This is a genomic window from Halomonas sp. DQ26W (genome assembly GCF_003339685.1).
Classification (GTDB): Bacteria; Pseudomonadota; Gammaproteobacteria; order Pseudomonadales; family Halomonadaceae; genus Halomonas.
Genome location: NZ_QPKI01000014.1, coordinates 44,753 through 62,241 on the forward strand (window position 1 = coordinate 44,753; position 17,489 = coordinate 62,241).

The following is a 17,489-nucleotide window of genomic DNA, read 5'->3' on the forward strand; positions in this document are numbered from 1 at the left end:
TGCCTCTTGTCGTTGTGAGCCATGCCGGTCCGGCCGGAATGCTCGAATCGAATCCATGGAAAGTCGCGGCTCAGTCGCGAACGGTGCGCTTTTCGATGCGCTTCTCGAAAGAGCCCTGGATGATCCGGTCGACATAGATCCCGGGCGTATGGATCTGACTGGGCTCCAGTTCACCCGGCTCGACGATCTCTTCCACTTCGACCACAGTGATCTTGCCGGCGGTGGCAGCCATGGGATTGAAGTTCTGCGCCGTGTGCCGATAGACCACATTGCCGTAGCGATCGGCCTTCCATCCCTTGATGATGGCGAAGTCGCCGACAATGCCTTCTTCCAGGATGTAGTGGCGCCCATTGAACTCGCGCACCTCTTTGCCCTCACCGATCGGCGTACCGTAGCCGGTCGCGGTATAGAAGGCCGGAATTCCTGCACCGCCGGCTCGCATGCGCTCGGCCAGGGTACCCTGGGGCGTCAGCACGACCTCGATCTCGTCGTTGAGCATCTGCTGCTCGAACAGGGCATTCTCACCAACGTAGGAGGCATATATCTTGCTGATCTGGCGATCTTCCAGCAGCAGGCCGAGGCCGAACCCATCGACACCGCAATTATTGGAGAACACGGTCAGGTCCTTGACGCCCCGACGCTTGATCTCGGCAATCAGGTTTTCCGGAATGCCGCACAGGCCGAAACCACCGGCAATCACGGTCATACCGCTTTCGATGCCTTGCATTGCCTCTTCGTAGGAATATACGCGTTTGTCGAATCCGGCCATCGCGAAGCCTCGTCTTGTTGTGAGATGAAAGAGTGACGGTACCTGATCAGTGTTGACCCGGCGAATATATTTGTTAAGTTTGTTTTTCTTATCAATTAATCGGAATTATAAATTAGTCGATCATGGCCATGACCATCAAGCAACTACGGGCCTTCCAGGCGGTCGCCCAGGCTCTCAGCTTTACCCAGGCTTGCGAACGCCTTCATCTCTCGCAGCCGGCGCTGAGCCTGGCCATCAAGGGGCTGGAGGAGACTCTGGGGGGAGCCCTTCTGATCCGCAGCACCCGCAGCGTTCGCCTGACACCGGAAGGAGAGACGCTGCTGCCCATGGCCAAACGGCTGCTTGCCGACTGGGACAACGCCGAGGAGCTGCTTCGCCAGCGTTTCACGCTGCAGCTGGGTCGCGTCGCCGTTGCCGCCATGCCTTCGATCGCCTGCAATCGACTGCCGCGCGCGCTGCGTGTCTTCCGCGAGCAATTTCCGCGGGTCAACGTGACGGTACACGATGTGATCAATGAACAGGTCATCGATATGGTACGCCAGCAGCAGGTCGAACTCGGTATTGCCTTCGAGCCCGAAACAAGCGAAGGGATTGACTTCCTGCCGCTCTTCGACGATACCTTCGTCGCCGTCGTGCCCCCCGACTCCCCATTGGCCAATGCCGTTGCGATCGACTGGAACGCCCTGCTCGACCACGACTTCATCACCCTGCAACGCCCCTCTATGGTACGCATCCTGATGGAACAAGCCCTGGCACTGCGCGGTACCGATCTCCCCGTCACCTTTGAAAGCCATCAGCTGGCGACGGTGGGCCGAATGGTTGCCAGTGGGCTGGGAGTCAGCGCCGTGCCTACTCTCTGCCGGCAACAGATGCATGAACTGGGTGCACGCTGCGTCCCCCTGCACGATCCTCAGATACGGCGCACGGTCGGCGTGGTCATTGGTGCGGGCCAGGAGCTCTCCACCGCAGCCCGCGCGCTCTACGACGTACTTTGCATCACCCTGCAACAAACCGACCGGTAACAGCACGTATCGCTGGGCAGCCCATCCTTCATCCATTAGCATGAGCGGCTGTCATGCAATAGACGCAAGGAGTAAGGCATGTCGACCCTGAAGGGGATCGTCAGCGTGCTGCTGCTTATTATCAGCACTCTGTTCTGGGGAGTTCCCCTCGTGCTGCTGACCGCCCTCAAGCTGATCACGCCCGGGCGTCGGCTAAGCCGATTCATCCTGCGCGGCCTCAATGGCGTTGCGCTCAATTGGATCGGCTTCAATCTGTGGTGGATGCGCCACTGGCTGAAGCCCCGGGTATGCATGAGCCTGCCAGAGGGTCTCGCCCGCGACCAGTGGTGGCTGGTGTTGTCAAATCACCGTAGCTGGACCGACATCTTCATGCTGCTGATGGGCCTCCATCGCCGCATCCCTATGCCCCGCTTCTTCCTCAAGCAGCAACTGATCTGGGTTCCCATCGTGGGAATGGCCTGGTGGGCGCTTGAGTACCCATTCATGCGCCGCTATACGAAACAGCAGCTGGCACGCAAACCCCAGCTCGCCCGCATCGATCGCGAAGCGACGGAGAGAATGTGCGAGCGCGCCCGCGAAATGCCAATCGCTATCTTCAACTTCGTGGAAGGCACGCGTTTTACGCCAGCCAAGCGAAACCTGCAGAACAGTCCCTTCCGGCACCTGCTGAAACCCAAGGCCGGCGGTATCGCCCAGGTCCTCAACCTGCTCGGCGATCACCTCAGCGGCATCCTTGACTTCACCCTGCGCTATGAGAATCCCAACCCGACCTTCTGGGGGTTCCTGTGCGGCCGTGAAGGGCCGATATCGGTTGAAGCACGCCGTCTTGACGTGCCCGCCTGGATGCTGGAAGGCAGCTATTACAATGACCCGCACTACAAGGAGCGCTTCCACTCATGGCTCAACGCCCTGTGGCAGGAAAAAGACGAGGCGCTCGACTCGCGCTGATGATCGTCATCCTGCTGCTACTGGCCGGCTGTGCCAGCGGTGGCGGGAATGTGCAACGCGGTGGAGCCCCCGGCATCGACGGTAGCTGGGTCACCGTGCAGCGTGGCGATACCCTGGGTAGCATCGCGGCACAGGCGAATGTGCCGTTGGCTAGATTGCAGCGCTTCAATCCAGACGCCAATCCTAATCGGCTGGCGGTTGGCCAGCGCCTGCTGGTACCGACTCAACAGGAACGCGCGCCGTCCGGCGGCCCCTATCGTTACCAGATACGTCCCGGCGATACCTATTCCGGCATCGCCCGACGGTTTACGACCACGCCGGCTCGTATCCAGTCGGCCAACCCCGGTATCGAGCCAACGCGGCTGAGGGTAGGCCAGGTGATCCAGGTGCCGTTGCAAGCAGCGAGAGCCAGCACAGCCCGTGCCAGCGCGAGTGGAAGCAATCGAGCGGCACGTGCCACACCGCCTGCGCCCGACACCAGCTCACTACCCGGCTCCGCCCGCAACTGGCCCTGGCCATTGGACGACTACCGTGTCGTTCGCGCCTTCGGCAGCGACAGTCGTGGCACGCTGCAGCCGATGTTGCTTGCCACCGGTCGCGGCGCCAACGCCAGAGCCGTCGCCGATGGCGATGTGCGTTTCGCCGGCAGCATGCGCCAGCTCGGCCGAGTGGTCATCGTGCATCATGCCGACAACCTGCAGAGTGTCTACGCCCTTTGCGATTCGATCCTGGTCGACGATGGTGCCAGGGTCACCCGCGGCACACCGTTGTGCGAAGTCGGTTACAGCAATACTACCGAGCGACACGACCTGCTCTTCGACGTACGCCTGGGCGGCAAGCCGATCGACCCACGGCGAGTGCTACGCTAAGGCTATGATGCGTCCAAGCCCTTTGCCGTGTGATATCTTGCTGCGCTCGCCGCTGCTGCAGCGTTTCACTACCCTGCTCGGCGAGTCAACTGCGAGCACCATTCTGGAGCGACTGGATGGCGAATTGGACTGGCAGCAGCCCCGCCTGCGTCTCTACGGCCGCGAACATCCGATTCCACGCCGCCAGGTGTGGATGGGGGACAGCGAGGCGCATTACCGCTACTCGGGTCACGATTTCCAGCCCGCACTTTGGCATACTGATGTCGCAAAGATCCGAGATGCCACCATTGCACGCCTGGCCGCTGCCGGAATCACTGCCACGTTCAACAGCGCACTGCTGAACCGCTATGAAAATGGAGAGGAGCGAATGGGCTGGCACAGCGATAACGAGACCGAACTTGGCCCAGACCCGCTAATAGCTGCCGTCAGCCTGGGAGCAGAGCGCCCGTTACGCATGCGCTGGCGGAAGGGTTCACGCGAGGCTTTCAATGTTTGGCTGCCCCATGACAGCCTCTTGCTGATGGGCCACGGGGTACAGCGGCAACTTCATCACGCACTGTTGCCCCGACAGATACCCGGGCTCAGGATCAGCCTCACATTTCGTTATGTTGCGTCTCAGGCGGCAAACGTCGATACAGCCCCCACAGAATAACCAGCAGCAGTGAATAGATCATCCCGCCCATGGGGTAGGCCAGGAAACTATAGGTCAAGCCAAAGTCGATGAAAGCAACCGACAGCAGTGTCCCCGCCACGGCCAGCGACTGCCTCTCCCCGGAGGCACTGCCGATACCTCTGGCGAAGAGCCAGAGTGGCATCACATACAGCGCCAAAAGGGTGATCAAACCTGGCAACCCACGCTTCACCCAGGCGTCGAGCACGTCATTATGGGCATGCCAGAAGCGGCCAAGTGATGGGTCCTGAACTCCTTTTGCGCCACGCTCACGCATGGCGGCACGGTATTCCCGGGTTCCCCAGCCGACGATCGGTCGCTCGGCAATCAGCTGGCCCGCGCCCTTCCACATTTCGAGTCGTGCACTGACCGAGGTCATATCGTCATCCCCGTCCACATACTGCTGCACACCGCTCACCGCGTTATGCACGCGCTTGGCCACACCGGTCTGCGGGGTCATATAGAGACTGCCAATCAGTACCAGCACGCAGGTCACAAGCAGTAACCGCCAGCGTAGCGTCAGGCGCTTGTGATGGCCGCGATAGAGCACCCAGACGGCCAGCGGCAGGCCGATCCAACCGCCCCGCGAACCGGAAAGCGCCGAGGTAGTCAGCCCCGCAAGCCCCCCAAGCGTCATCAGCAACGTCCAGCGCCAGCGATCATTACGCGTGATTGCCCAACCAAGGCCGGCAAAGCACAGCAGCCCTGTCATCAGCCCCAGGTTGCCAAACAGGATGGCATGCAGGGGCTCCTGCCCAATGGCACGAGGTACACCCTGGAAGATGCGCTGCAAGAACGCCCAGCTACCAGCGGTGATGCTGCCAAGGGCAAGCCCGGCCCACAGCCAGGTAGCGGAAGGCTTGAGCCTGGCCATGGCGATCAGTGTCACCATGGCAAGCCAAACCGGCCAGGCATCGCGCAGTCCCTTGAATCGCATGCCGTGTGCGAATTCCATTACCACCCAGCTCACACCATAGAGCAGAAGCACTGCTATCAGCACCTTGTCCTGGCGATGGGGAAATCCATCCAGCTGACCCTTGCCTGCCGCCAGGGCGGCCAGGATCAACAGTACCGGCACCGCAACCAATAGAGGCCAGGGCAGGATCAGGTAGGCGACAGCAGCAAACAGCAATGCCATGGCCGCAAGGGGGCCATGGCATTGATCTCTTGGACGTCGCGATAGCATCAGGGACATCGGTCGGCAATGTTCATTCTTGATCATAAGGAGCAGACCTGTGGTATATCTCCTCAACCGCGATAGTACCTCGGCGGCACAAACGGCATTCTGGTCACCGTCATCGGCAGCCGCTTGCCGCGCACCTCAGCGTAAACGATCGTGCCGATCTCGGCATTCTCGATGGTGACGTACCCCATCGCCACTGGCTTACCGACGCTTGGGCCGAAGCCACCGGAGGTGACCACACCGATTGCCTTGTCGTCGCTGTCGTACAATTCGGCACCCTCACGCACCGGCGCACGCCCTTCGCCCAGCAGCCCTACTCGCTTGCGCTGGTGATCCTTTTTCTCTACCTGATGGAGGATCAGGTCCGCACCGGGGAAGCCGCCCTGACGCTCACCGCCACGCCGACGTGGTTTGCCGATCGCCCAGATCAGCCCAGCTTCCACCGGGGTGGTCTCGGTGTCGATATCGTGACCGTACAGGCAGAGTCCCGCCTCCAGGCGCAGTGAGTCCCGAGCACCGAGACCTATCGCTTTCACCTCATCTTCGGCCAGCAGGCGGCGCGCCAAGGCCTCGGCTTGGTCCGCCGGCACCGATATCTCGAAACCATCCTCACCGGTATAGCCACTGCGACTGACCCAGACAGGAATGCCGTCGATCTCGAAACGACCCTGCTGCATGAAGACCATCTCGCAGGCAGCTGGGCACAACCTCTGCATCACGCTTGCCGCGTGCGGACCTTGAAGGGCCAGCAGGCCGCGGTCGAGCACCTCGATTTCATGCTCGGCATCCACACCGGTCTCGAGCAGGGCAACATCCTGATCCTTGCAGGCTGCATTGACCACGAGATAGAGGTGGTCACCAACGTTGGCCACCATCAGGTCGTCAACAACGCCCCCCTCCTGCCCGGTGAACAGCGCATAGCGCTGCAAGCCTTCGGGCAGTCCAACGATATCCGCGCAGACGAGGGTTTCCAGCGACTCCGCCGGCCTGGGACCGTGCAGCAGCACCTGCCCCATGTGCGAAACGTCAAAAAGGCCACAGGCCGCCCGGGCATGCTCGTGCTCCTTCTTGACGCCAAGTGGATACTGCACCGGCATATCATAGCCGGCAAAAGGCACCATCTTGCCCCCCAGCTCCAGGTGCAGGCCATGTAGTGGCGTATGCTTGAGTTCGCTCATGCGGTCATCCTCGATAGTGTTGGGCTCTGTCTGAAAGCCAATTCAACGCTGTCCATGGTCAAGGTCTTCCCCCGGCAAGACCTCCTTGCCGTCGAAATAATCCTTGGTCACCTTGAACACCACCGGTGAGAGCAGTGCCAGCGCAATCAGGTTGGGAATCGCCATCATGGCATTGAAGGTGTCAGCCATCAGCCAGATGAAACCGAGCTGCGCTATCGCCCCCAGAGGGATGGCCAATACGAACAGCGTTCGATAGAGCATGATCGAGCGTGTGCCGAACAGGAACTGGAAGCACTTCTCACCGTAGAAGGACCACCCCAGTATGGTAGTGAAGGCAAATACCGCCAATGCCACCGACACGATCTGATTGCCGAAGCCGGGTAGCGCCGCATCGAAAGAGAGCGCCGTCAGCGAAGCGCCCTGCTCGCCCTCGATCCACACCGTGGATGTCAGGATCACCAGCGCCGTGATGGTGCAAACGATGATCGTATCGATGAAGGTGCCCAGCATGGCGATGAGGCCCTGGCGCACCGGATTCTTGGTCTTTGCCGCCGCATGGGCGATGGGCGCACTACCCAGGCCAGCTTCGTTGGAGAAGATGCCTCGCGCCACGCCAAAGCGGATGGCCGCCATAACGGCTGCGCCGGCGAAGCCGCCCGCCGCTGCATGCGGGTTGAAGGCATAGTAGAAAATCAGACCGAAGGCCTCGCCGATCTGACCCGCATTGACGATCAGCACAAGCAATCCCGCAATGATATAGAGGATGCCCATGACCGGCACCAACTTGCCCGCCACCTTGGCTATACGCTTGATGCCGCCAAGGATAACTGCCCCGGCCAGCACCATGATTACTACGCCTGTCAGCCAGTGCGGGATGTTGAACGTGGAATCCAACGCGTCGGCGACGGAATTGGACTGCACCGTATTGCCGATCCCGAAGGCAGCGATGGCGCCGAAGAAGGCGAAAGCACCACCCAGCCACAGCCACTTCCTGCCCAGCCCATTCTTGATGTAGAACATCGGCCCACCGACGTGGTAACCGGTACTATCGGTCTCGCGAAAGCGAACGGCCAGCACGGCTTCGGCGAACTTGGTCGCCATACCCACCAGGGCAGTGATCCACATCCAGAATATCGCCCCTGGCCCACCCAGGGCGATGGCTGTCGCCACCCCGGCAATATTACCCGTACCGATAGTGGCAGAGAGCGCCGTCATCAAGGCGTTGAAGGGCGAAATCTCCCCCTCCTCTTCCACTCGCTTCTTTTCCCCCGGTTTCGGCTTGGCATCGCGTCCCTGCCACATCAACTTGAAGCCAACACCCAGCTTGCGAAGGGGCATCAATTTCAGGCCGAGCTGCAGATAGAGGCCAACGCCCAGCAGCAAAATGAGCATCAACGGACCCCAGACCACGCTGTTGATGGTCGTGAATATCGTTGTCAAGATTTCCACGCACGTATCCCTCTGTTATATGGATTTATTGTTGGGCTTGCCGACGCTCTCGCCTCACAAGCACAAGTCATGCCCAAGGCTGCCAACTGCAAAATTATCGGCAGCTCAAACCGGTGTACCATAGCGGAATAAACCATGTTTCCGCCACCCTAGCGCAATGTCATCTTCTGTATTCGTTGTATAGGGGGATACTGGAGTGCAAGCGTAACGCGTGTTTCGTATCGGAAACAATAACTCCGCTCTTCCGGTGCCGGAGGATTCCTTCTACCGCCGGCAGAGTGGACGAGTCTTGGCAAGAGCCGAGTGGTGCATGCTTGGTTATAGACTAGTGAGTGTAGTCGGCACTGCCTAATAGATGAAATCGAGTCAATCGCCCTGTCTACCCAACGCAGCTACCGCTGGACGCGAGTCGCTTGCCGCGTCAATCTGCAGAGGTAGGCATGCAGCGCCCAAGGCTCGACAAACCCCGGGACTCGCCAAACGGCGTCAATGGCGTTAGCATTCACCCGTTCAGAAACCTTTTTCGTATAGGAAAACTATCATGAGCACGATTCCTGCAAACCTGCGCTACAACGACAGCCATGAATGGGTACAGGACAATGGTGATGGCACTGTCACTATCGGCATTACCGATCATGCTCAGGGAGCCCTGGGCGACGTGGTTTTCGTAGAGCTGCCCGATGTCGGGCGCACCTTGGCAAAGGGCGATGAGTTCGGCGTGGTCGAGTCGGTGAAAGCCGCCTCCGACCTCTACGCCCCGGTGGCCGGTGAGGTCATCGAAGTCAACGAGGCGCTCGAAGACGCCCCTGAAACGGTCAACGAGGCACCCTACGACGGCGGCTGGATCATGAAAGTGCGCATCGAGGGCGCTGCCAGCCTCGACGACCTGCTCGACGCCGACGCCTACCAGGCCGCTACCGCCGAGGAGTGATTCTTCGACTGCTCTCCCCGGTCACAGTGACCGGGATATTTAATTCCTATCGACAGGGTGCTCCATGGCTTTCGACAATCGCCGCCTGGCCGAACTGGCCGATCATGACGCCTTCATCCGACGCCACAACGGGCCCGGTGCCGATGACGTCGCCGCCATGCTGGCGACTCTTGAATTGGAAAGCCTCGACGCCCTGATCGAGCGCACGGTGCCGGCTGACATACGCCTGGGACGGGAACTCGATCTCGACCCACCACGTAGCGAAGCCGAGGCACTTGACTACCTGAAACGGCTGGCTCGACAAAACAAAGTCTTCAAGACTTACATCGGCCAAGGCTACTACAACACCCATGTGCCGGCCGTGATTCAGCGCAACGTGTTGGAAAACCCGGGCTGGTATACCGCCTATACCCCCTATCAGCCGGAAATTGCCCAGGGCCGGCTCGAAGGGTTACTTAACTTCCAGCAGATGGTCATGGACCTCACCGGCATGGAACTGGCCAACGCTTCGTTGCTGGATGAAGCCACTGCGGCGGCCGAAGCCATGGCGCTATGCCAGCGTGCCAACAAAAAGTCCAGGAGCCTGGCTTTCTTCGTTGCCGACGACGTGCTGCCCCAGACCCTCGATGTGGTTCGCACCCGCGCCCACTACTTCGGCTTCGAGTTGATCGTCGGCGCCGCCGATAGCCTTGCCGAACACGACGTCTTCGGCGCCCTGCTCCAGTATCCGGGGCAGAGCGGTGAGATCCGCGACCTGGCGCCGCTGCTTGCCACGGCGCGCGAGAACGGCGTGATGACCTGCGTGGCCGCCGACATCATGAGTTTGGTACTGCTCAAGGAGCCCGGCGCCCTGGGCGCCGATATCGTGATGGGTAACAGCCAGCGTTTCGGCGTACCCATGGGCTTTGGCGGCCCCCACGCCGCCTTCTTTGCCACTACCGACAAGCTCAAGCGCTCGATTCCGGGACGCATCATCGGCGTATCCAAGGACTCGCGTGGCAATACCGCTCTGCGCATGGCGATGCAGACCCGCGAGCAGCATATTCGTCGCGAGAAGGCCACTTCCAACATCTGTACCGCCCAGGCGCTGTTGGCCAACATGGCAGGCTTCTATGCCGTCTATCACGGCGCCAAGGGGCTCACCACCATCGCCACGCGAATACACCGCCTGACCACCATTCTCGCTTTGGGTGTGGCCAGCAAGGGAGTGACGCTTGCCCACGACAGCTGGTTCGACACCCTGCGCCTGACCGGCGTCGATGCCGGCAAGATCCATGGCCGGGCAATGACCCACGAGATCAACCTGCGCTATTACGACAATGGCGATATCGGCGTCAGTCTCGACGAGACCACCACGACGCACGATCTCGACACCTTGTTCGACGTGCTGCTCGATGAAGAACACGGGCTATCCGTGGCCGCCCTGGATGAAGCCGTAGTCAATGCGGGCAAGAGCGGCATCCCGGCCGCCTGCCGGCGCGAGTCGGGCTTCCTCGCCCACCCGACCTTCCAGCGTTACCGCAGCGAGACCGAGATGCTGCGCTACCTCAAGCGGCTCGAGAACAAGGACCTGTCGCTGACCCACGCCATGATCCCGCTTGGCTCCTGCACCATGAAGCTCAACGCCACCAGCGAGATGGTCCCCATCACCTGGCCGGAGTTCGGGCAGATTCATCCGTTCGCCCCGCGCAACCAGGTGGCCGGCTACCAGCAGATGATCGACGAGCTGGCCGCGTTCCTGGTGGAAATCACCGGCTACGAGCACATCTCGATGCAGCCCAATTCCGGTGCCCAGGGCGAGTATGCCGGCTTGGTGGCCATCCGCCGCTACCAGCAGGCCGAGGGCCAGGGACATCGGAACATCTGCCTGATACCGAGCTCCGCCCACGGCACCAATCCCGCATCCGCGGCCATGGCCCACATGAAGGTGGTCGTGGTCGAGTGCGACAGCGATGGCAACATCGACCTCGACGACCTGCGGGCCAAGGCTGAACAGCATGGCGACACCCTCTCGGCGATCATGCTCACCTACCCCTCCACGCACGGGGTATTCGAGGAAGGCGTGCGGGAGGCCTGCGCCATCGTTCATCAGTACGGCGGCCAGGTGTACATCGACGGCGCCAACATGAACGCCCAGGTCGGCCTGTCCCGCCCCGGCGACTTCGGTGGCGACGTCTCCCACCTGAACCTGCACAAGACCTTCTGCATTCCCCACGGCGGCGGCGGCCCGGGCATGGGCCCCATCGGGGTCAAGGCGCATTTGGCGCCTTACGTCTCCAACCATGTGGTCACCCCGATTGACGGGGTCAATGCCGACTGCGGCGCCGTCTCGGCGGCAGCCTTCGGCAGCGCCTCGATCCTGCCGATCTCCTGGGCCTACATCAAGATGATGGGCGCACGCGGCCTGCGCCAGGCCACCGAGCTCGCCATCCTCAATGCCAACTATGTGGCCCGGCGGCTCGAGGCGCACTATCCGGTGCTTTACCGTGGCGTCAACGGCACCGTAGCCCATGAATGCATCATCGATATCCGCTCGCTCAAGGCGGCCTCGGGCATCAGCGAAGAGGATATCGCCAAGCGCCTCATGGACTACGGCTTCCACGCCCCGACCATGTCCTTCCCGGTGCCCGGCACCCTGATGGTCGAACCCACTGAGTCGGAGTCGCGCTTCGAAATCGACCGCTTCTGCGATGCCATGATCAGCATTCGCAAGGAGATCGCGGCAGTGGAGCGCGGCGACTGGCCGGCGGACGACAATCCGCTGGTCCACGCCCCCCACACCATGGTCGACCTGATGGACGACGCCTGGGACCGCCCCTATGGCAGGGAACTCGGCGCCTTCCCCTCCGGTGCAGTCAAGGCCGCCAAGGTGTGGCCGGCGGTCAATCGCGTCGACAACGTCTTCGGCGATCGACAGCTGATCTGCTCCTGTCCGAGCATCGACGAATACCGCGACTGAGAGGCATATGACATGCCCTCACGCAATCGACCCGCCAACGGCGGGTCGATTGCACTCAAGGGTAGGCGTTGCCGATTTTCAAATAGCCGGCGCCCCCTCAGCGAAACCGAATCGTTCGCGCAGCCGCTGCTCACGGAATCCTTCGAGCAGGCGCTCATAGCGACGCGGAACCCGGCTACTGGTACGAGTGATTAGATGCAGCGCCTCGTACTCCACCACCGGCAGGTCGAGCTCCTTGACCTGGCGCTGCCAGGGGGAGGTTTCGAGCACCAGACGCGAAACCACCGTGAAGCCAAGCCCACGCGCCACCGCATCCAGCACCATGGCCACCTCATTGGTGAAGCCCTGTCGCCGGAACTGATTCATCGAGCGAAACTCATCGGGAAAATTGCTACGTAACAGCACACCGGCATGATTGACGCCATCAGAGTAGTTGATGAAGCCGATACCCATCAGCTCGGCAAGCGTGGTCCCTGCGAAATCCGCGGGCACCACTAGGCATAACGGTTCCTGATGCCACAGCGAACAGTCTAACTCGGGGTGACGAACCGGCTCGGTGATGATACCCAGGTCGTGTCGCCCAGCCAGCACATCGGTGACAATATCGTGACTGAAGGCAAAGCTGTAGCTGACCGTCAGGCCCGGATACATCTGCTGCTGGCCCAGTATATAGGGATACAGCATCAGCCCCACACTACCCGGCGAACCGATGCGACACTCCCCCGTATCCAGGGCCTCATCGTCCAGGGAGTGGCGGAACTGCTCGTGCTCGGTGAACAGGCGTAGTCCATAGTCATAGGCGCGCCGGCCCGCCTCGGTAAGCGCGAAACGACGCCCATGACGCTCCAACAACGGTTTGTCGAGGTAACGCTCCAGCTTGCGCACGTGTTGGCTGACGCCGGGCTGGGTCATCTCCAGACGCTGGGCGGTGCGCGTGAAGCTGCCGGTCTCGACCAGCGTGACGAAGGTGCGGAAATACAGAGCGTTGAACATGGTATATCGCTTGCGATTCGGCCGTAACCTGATGTTGCTATTCTAACAGCACCGACGAACCCGCGCAGCGCTGCGCCTCCGCCAAGCGCGTGGTAGCATTCTCGTCATGACTCGGCGAGTGTTCACAGTGAAACAAGAACAGACTTCTCGCCCTAACCAGATATTATTTTGGCGCCCTGCCCTCCGGGCAGCAGGCCATCCGACCTGACAAGGACCGTTCCATGCCCGACACCATTTCCAGTACCGTTTCTCCCCTGGGCAGCCTGGAAGTGCTTTCTCAGCATGAAGTAAACCGGCTGCGCGACACATCCAAGGCCGGCCTGCATGACCTGCTGCGCCGCTGCGCCCTGGCGGTACTTAGTTCCGGCAGCATGACGGACGACAGTCTGGAGCTGATGGAGACCTATCACGATTTCGATATCGAAGTGATTCAGCAGGACCGCGGCATCCGGCTCAAGGTCACCAATGCCCCAGCCCAAGCCTTCGTCGACGGCAAGATGATTCGCGGGATCCGCGAACATCTCTCCTCGGTACTGCGTGACATCGTCTATGTCTACAACGAGATCCAGCATCATTCGCGCTTCGACCTCACCACGGCCGAGGGCACCACCAACGCTGTATTCCACATTCTGCGCAAGGCCGGCACCATGAAGCCCGGAAGGGATCCCAGCATCGTGGTGTGCTGGGGCGGGCACTCCATCGCCCGTGAAGAATACGAGTACACAAAGGACGTGGGATACCACCTGGGCCTGCGCGAACTCGACATCTGCACCGGCTGCGGCCCGGGCGCCATGAAAGGACCCATGAAGGGCGCCAACCTCGCCCACGCCAAGCAGCGGATCCATGACGGGCGCTATCTGGGCATTTCCGAACCCGGCATCATCGCCGCCGAGGCACCCAACCCGCTGGTCAACGAACTGGTGGTCATGCCCGATATCGAGAAACGTCTGGAAGCCTTCATTCGCATTGGCCATGGCATTGTCGTCTTCCCCGGCGGTGTGGGTACCGCCGAGGAAATCCTCTACCTCCTGGGCATCCTGCTCCATCCCGACAATAGCGACATGAAGATGCCAGTCATCTTCACCGGGCCAGCCAGTGCCAAGGACTACTTCGTGAGAATCGACGAATTTCTCGTCTATACCCTGGGTGACCAGGCCCGCGCCAAGTATCGAATCATCGTCGACGACCCCATCGAAGTGGCCCGAACCATGCGCAAGGGAATCGACGCGGTCACCGACTTCCGCCGCGAACATCAGGACGCCTTCCACTACAACTGGCGCCTGACCATTGCCCGGGACTTCCAGGAGACCTTCGAGCCGACACACGAAGCCATGGGCAGCCTGGCTCTACACAGGAACCAGCCGGTCCACGAACTGGCCGCCAACCTGCGCCGCGCGTTTTCCGGCATTGTGGCCGGTAACGTCAAGGAGCATGGCCTGCGTGCCATTGAGGCCCATGGGCCATTCCAACTGCACGCCGAACCGGAGCTGATGCGACGGCTGGATGCATTGCTGGGTTCCTTCGTCGCCCAGGGCCGCATGAAGCTGCCAGGACAAGAGTACAAACCCTGCTATCGGCTGGTGTAGCGACTGGAAGGAAACGCATCGGCAACACCGCCGGGAGGCCTGCGGCCTCCAGTCGTGATCTAAAGATTCTCCTACAGGGTGGTAGTCGCTTGTTATGGCAGGAAAAGGCAGCTGTTGGAGCGCTGCTCCGCATCGCGACTGGCGCCGGCAGGCGCCTCGGCGGAGGCCGCCGCAACGGCGATAATCGCAACGTAACCAACACCGCCGGGAGGCTTTCAGCCTCCAGTCGTGATCTAAAGATTCTCCTACAGGGTGGTAGTCGCTTGTTATGGCAGGAAAAGGCAGCTGTTGGAGCGCTGCTCCGCATCGCGACTGGCGCCGGCAGGCGCCTCGGCGGAGGCCGCCGCAACGGCGATAACCGCAACGTAACCAACACCGCCGGGAGGCCTGCGGCCTCCAGTCGTGAGCTGAAGCTACTCCAACAACGGCGTGGCAGCGTCGGTGGAGAGGATCGCTGTTGGAGCGCTGGTCCCCATCGCGACTGGCGCCGCCAGGCGCCTCGGCGGAGGCCGCCGCAACGGCGATAACCGCAACGTAACCAACACCGCCGGGAGGCCTGCGGCCTCCAGTCGTGATCTGAAGCTACTCCAACAACTACGTGGCAACGTCGGTGGAGAAAACAGCTGTTGGAGCGCTGCTCCGCATCGCGACTGGCGCCGGTAGGCGCCTCGGCGGAGGCCGCAACGGCAGCTGTTATCGCCACCATCGGCAACACCGCCGGGAGTCCTTCGGCCTCCAGTCGTGATCTGAAGATACTCCAACAGCGGCTTGGCACCGTCGGTGGAGAAAACAGCTGTTGGAGCGCAGGTTTCCATCGCGACTGGCGCCGGTAGGCGCCTTGGTGGAGGCCGCCGCAACGGCGATAATCGCAACGTAACCAACACCGCCGGGAGGCCTTCGGCCTCCAGTCGTGAGCTGAAGCTACTCCAACAATGTTTATTCATATGGTGCGGTTCTGTTGGAGCGCTGCTCCGCATCGCGACTGGCGCCGGCAGGCGCCTCGGCGGAGGCCGCCGCAACGGCGATAACCGCAACGTAACCAACACCGCCGGGAGGCCTGCGGCCTCCAGTCGTGAGCTGAAGCTACTCCAACAACGGCGTGGCAGCGTCGGTGGAGAGGATCGCTGTTGGAGCGCTGGTTTCCATCGCGACTGGCGCCGCCAGGCGCCTCGGCGGAGGCCGCCGCAACGGCGATAATCGCAACCTAACCAACACCGCCGGGAGGCCTGCGGCCTCCAGTCGTGAGCTGAAGCTACTCCAACAATGTTTATTCATATGGTGCGGTTCTGTTGGAGCGCTGGTTTCCATCGCGACTGGCGCCGCCAGGCGCCTCGGCGGAGGCCACGGCGTAGGCGAGGTCGCCAACACTGGCAACACCGCCGGGAGGCTTTCAGCCTCCAGTCGTGATCTAAAGATTCTCCTACAGGGTGGTAGTCGCTTGTTATGGCAGGAAAAGGCAGCTGTTGGAGCGCTGCTCCGCATCGCGACTGGCGCCGGCAGGCGCCTCGGCGGAGGCTGCCGGCGTTGGCGGTGGTCGCTACCATCGGCAACACCGCCGGGAGGCTTTCAGCCTCCAGTCGTGATCTGAAGATACTCCAACAACTACGTGGCACCGTCGGTGGAGAAAACAGCTGTTGGAGCGCTGGTTTCCATCGCGACTGGCGCCGGCAGGCGCCCTGGCGGAGGCCGACGCAACAGCGATAATCGCAACGTAACCAACACCGCCGGGAGTCCTTCGGCCTCCAGTCGTGAGCTGAAGCTACTCCAACAATGTTTATTCATATGGTGCGGTTCTGTTGGAGCGCTGCTCCGCATCGCGACTGGCGCCGGCAGGCGCCCTGGCGGAGGCCGCCGCAACGGCGATAACCGCAACCTAACCAACACCGCCGGGAGGCTTTCAGCCTCCAGTCGTGATCTAAAGATTCTCCTACAGGGTGGTAGTCGCTTGTTATGGCAGGAAAAGGCAGCTGTTGGAGCGCTGCTCCGCATCGCGACTGGCGCCGGCAGGCGCCTCGGCGGAGTCATTACTGTCGACGTCGCCTACCTGGACTCCGCCGGACGCCACCAGAGCCATAGCACATGCAGCAGCAGCCCAGCGGTGGTGGCGTGGGCGATGAACAGTTGCCAGCTGATCCAATCGGTCATCACCGCGTGCCAGGCACCCATCAACCCCAGGCCAGCGAGCAGGGACGCACCGAAGCGCTTGAGCAGCATCGGCAGGCGGTAACGCTCGCTCGATGTCAGCATGCGCCAGTGCACCACCGCGACGGCCGCAACGGCGACCAGGGCGAGGGTGATCATTGTCAGGCGGTTGTCGTGCCCGCCCGCCAGGTAGCGCGGCACCGTGGAGAGCATCAGCACCAGCAGGCCCAGCATGATGCTCAACCGCTCCGCTGTCGGTGTGGCATTCATCAGGCCACCTTCAACTGCTGGGCATCGATCCACTCTTCTACCCAAGGAATCGCCGCATCATCGGCCATAAAGGTTTCCATGGCATCGACCTCCAGCCGTTCTCCGAGACGAATGGCGTCAAGCCCCTGGAGCATATCGTCCAAATGGCGGCCGGCGCCGCAGAAGGTTTCGCCGTAGGAGCTATCACCCAGTGCAATCACACCGTAACGCAGGCCCGAAAGCATGGGGCTCCGCTCAGTCAGGCCACGAGCGAAAGGAACGAAATTACCGGGGAAGTCGCCGCTACCGGTGGTGGACACACAGAAGAGCGCAAGATCGGTGGGGGAATCAACCAAGTCGGACACGGTCGGCTGTTCGAGGATTTCCACCTCGTAGCCGGCAGACTCGAATAGCGGCTTGACCTGTTCGGCGACATCGAGCGCGCCACCATACATGGTTCCAACAAGGATCTTCAGCATTGGCATGTCGAGGATATACCTAAGTATTTTAGTAGGATATTAACACGGCGGTAGACCGCATG

At 61.3% G+C, this 17,489-nt stretch carries 14 protein-coding genes; 7 read left to right on the top strand and 7 right to left on the bottom strand.

Annotated elements, in window-relative coordinates; genetic code table 11:
* Window positions 1-70: 70 nt before the first annotated feature.
* Entirely contained in the window at window positions 71-769 is a 699-nt protein-coding gene (locus DU490_RS09205; protein ID WP_114574011.1) for a CoA transferase subunit A, read from the bottom strand.
* Between the two features lie 128 nt (window positions 770-897).
* On the opposite strand from DU490_RS09205, the gene DU490_RS09210 reads away from it, so the two are divergent.
* The 4 genes from DU490_RS09210 (at window position 898) to DU490_RS09225 (ending at window position 4,260) form a co-directional block, all read left to right on the top strand.
* Entirely contained in the window at window positions 898-1,791 is an 894-nt protein-coding gene (locus DU490_RS09210) for a LysR family transcriptional regulator (RefSeq protein WP_114574051.1), read from the top strand.
* A 78-nt stretch (window positions 1,792-1,869) separates the two neighbouring features.
* Window positions 1,870-2,739, top strand: a complete 870-nt coding sequence (locus DU490_RS09215) for an acyltransferase (protein WP_114574012.1) — start codon at window positions 1,870-1,872, stop codon at window positions 2,737-2,739.
* On the top strand, window positions 2,688-3,608 hold the full coding sequence (locus DU490_RS09220) for a M23 family metallopeptidase (protein ID WP_258801550.1): 921 nt from the start codon (window positions 2,688-2,690) through the stop codon (window positions 3,606-3,608). Before DU490_RS09215 ends, DU490_RS09220 begins: the two co-directional genes overlap by 52 nt.
* A gap of 4 nt (window positions 3,609-3,612) precedes the next feature.
* Entirely contained in the window at window positions 3,613-4,260 is a 648-nt protein-coding gene (locus DU490_RS09225) for an alpha-ketoglutarate-dependent dioxygenase AlkB (RefSeq protein ID WP_114574014.1), read from the top strand.
* Here the strand turns inward: DU490_RS09225 and DU490_RS09230 are convergent.
* From DU490_RS09230 to DU490_RS09240, 3 genes are read right to left on the bottom strand one after another with little or no spacing between them, the layout of a single operon-like run.
* Window positions 4,202-5,500 carry an O-antigen ligase gene (locus DU490_RS09230; protein WP_114574015.1) on the bottom strand — a complete coding sequence of 433 codons (1,299 nt, stop codon included), beginning with the start codon at window positions 5,498-5,500 and terminating at the stop codon, window positions 4,202-4,204. The two genes, DU490_RS09225 and DU490_RS09230, sit on opposite strands and share 59 nt — an antisense overlap.
* A 26-nt stretch (window positions 5,501-5,526) precedes the next feature.
* Window positions 5,527-6,639, bottom strand: a complete 1,113-nt coding sequence (gcvT, locus tag DU490_RS09235; RefSeq protein ID WP_114574016.1) for a glycine cleavage system aminomethyltransferase GcvT — start codon at window positions 6,637-6,639, stop codon at window positions 5,527-5,529.
* 42 nt (window positions 6,640-6,681) lie between these two features.
* Window positions 6,682-8,031: an alanine/glycine:cation symporter family protein gene (locus tag DU490_RS09240; protein ID WP_404872842.1), complete on the bottom strand. Its 1,350-nt coding sequence runs from the start codon at window positions 8,029-8,031 to the stop codon at window positions 6,682-6,684.
* A gap of 598 nt (window positions 8,032-8,629) precedes the next feature.
* Between DU490_RS09240 and gcvH the strand changes: the two genes are divergently transcribed.
* Window positions 8,630-9,019, top strand: coding sequence for a glycine cleavage system protein GcvH (gcvH, locus tag DU490_RS09245; protein WP_114574018.1), 390 nt, complete (start codon window positions 8,630-8,632; stop codon window positions 9,017-9,019).
* Window positions 9,020-9,083: 64 nt separating this feature from the next.
* Entirely contained in the window at window positions 9,084-11,978 is a 2,895-nt protein-coding gene (gene gcvP / locus DU490_RS09250; RefSeq protein WP_114574019.1) for an aminomethyl-transferring glycine dehydrogenase, read from the top strand.
* Between the two features lie 78 nt (window positions 11,979-12,056).
* On the opposite strand, the gene DU490_RS09255 is transcribed toward gcvP, so the two are convergent.
* The gene (locus tag DU490_RS09255; protein ID WP_114574020.1) at window positions 12,057-12,971 is read right to left on the bottom strand and encodes a LysR family transcriptional regulator; all 915 of its coding nucleotides are present in this window, start codon (window positions 12,969-12,971) and stop codon (window positions 12,057-12,059) included.
* Window positions 12,972-13,192: 221 nt separating this feature from the next.
* On the opposite strand from DU490_RS09255, the gene ppnN reads away from it, so the two are divergent.
* A complete protein-coding gene (gene ppnN / locus DU490_RS09260) occupies window positions 13,193-14,557 on the top strand; it encodes a nucleotide 5'-monophosphate nucleosidase PpnN (RefSeq protein ID WP_114574021.1) in 1,365 nt (454 codons plus the stop codon).
* Window positions 14,558-16,597: 2,040 nt separating this feature from the next.
* Here ppnN and DU490_RS09265 read toward each other — a convergent pair.
* A complete protein-coding gene (locus DU490_RS09265; protein WP_114574022.1) occupies window positions 16,598-16,969 on the bottom strand; it encodes a hypothetical protein in 372 nt (123 codons plus the stop codon).
* Complete coding sequence (locus DU490_RS09270; RefSeq protein ID WP_114574023.1) at window positions 16,969-17,433, bottom strand: flavodoxin domain-containing protein; 465 nt, start codon at window positions 17,431-17,433, stop codon at window positions 16,969-16,971. Before DU490_RS09270 ends, DU490_RS09265 begins: the two co-directional genes overlap by 1 nt.
* Window positions 17,434-17,489 lie beyond the last annotated feature (56 nt).

Excerpts from the sequence above, each read along its gene's own strand:
- gcvT (WP_114574016.1), bottom strand. The coding sequence starts at position 6,639 with ATGAGCGAACTCAAGCATACGCCACTACATGGCCTGCACCTGGAGCTG.
- gcvH (WP_114574018.1), top strand. The coding sequence starts at position 8,630 with ATGAGCACGATTCCTGCAAACCTGCGCTACAACGACAGCCATGAATGG.
- DU490_RS09270 (WP_114574023.1), bottom strand. The coding sequence starts at position 17,433 with ATGCCAATGCTGAAGATCCTTGTTGGAACCATGTATGGTGGCGCGCTC.
- DU490_RS09205 (WP_114574011.1), bottom strand. The coding sequence starts at position 769 with ATGGCCGGATTCGACAAACGCGTATATTCCTACGAAGAGGCAATGCAA.
- DU490_RS09240 (WP_404872842.1), bottom strand. The coding sequence starts at position 8,031 with ATGCTCATTTTGCTGCTGGGCGTTGGCCTCTATCTGCAGCTCGGCCTG.
- DU490_RS09255 (WP_114574020.1), bottom strand. The coding sequence starts at position 12,971 with ATGTTCAACGCTCTGTATTTCCGCACCTTCGTCACGCTGGTCGAGACC.
- DU490_RS09210 (WP_114574051.1), top strand. The coding sequence starts at position 898 with ATGACCATCAAGCAACTACGGGCCTTCCAGGCGGTCGCCCAGGCTCTC.
- DU490_RS09215 (WP_114574012.1), top strand. The coding sequence starts at position 1,870 with ATGTCGACCCTGAAGGGGATCGTCAGCGTGCTGCTGCTTATTATCAGC.
- DU490_RS09230 (WP_114574015.1), bottom strand. The coding sequence starts at position 5,500 with ATGATCAAGAATGAACATTGCCGACCGATGTCCCTGATGCTATCGCGA.
- DU490_RS09265 (WP_114574022.1), bottom strand. The coding sequence starts at position 16,969 with ATGAATGCCACACCGACAGCGGAGCGGTTGAGCATCATGCTGGGCCTG.
- gcvP (WP_114574019.1), top strand. The coding sequence starts at position 9,084 with ATGGCTTTCGACAATCGCCGCCTGGCCGAACTGGCCGATCATGACGCC.
- DU490_RS09225 (WP_114574014.1), top strand. The coding sequence starts at position 3,613 with ATGATGCGTCCAAGCCCTTTGCCGTGTGATATCTTGCTGCGCTCGCCG.
- ppnN (WP_114574021.1), top strand. The coding sequence starts at position 13,193 with ATGCCCGACACCATTTCCAGTACCGTTTCTCCCCTGGGCAGCCTGGAA.
- DU490_RS09220 (WP_258801550.1), top strand. The coding sequence starts at position 2,688 with ATGGCTCAACGCCCTGTGGCAGGAAAAAGACGAGGCGCTCGACTCGCG.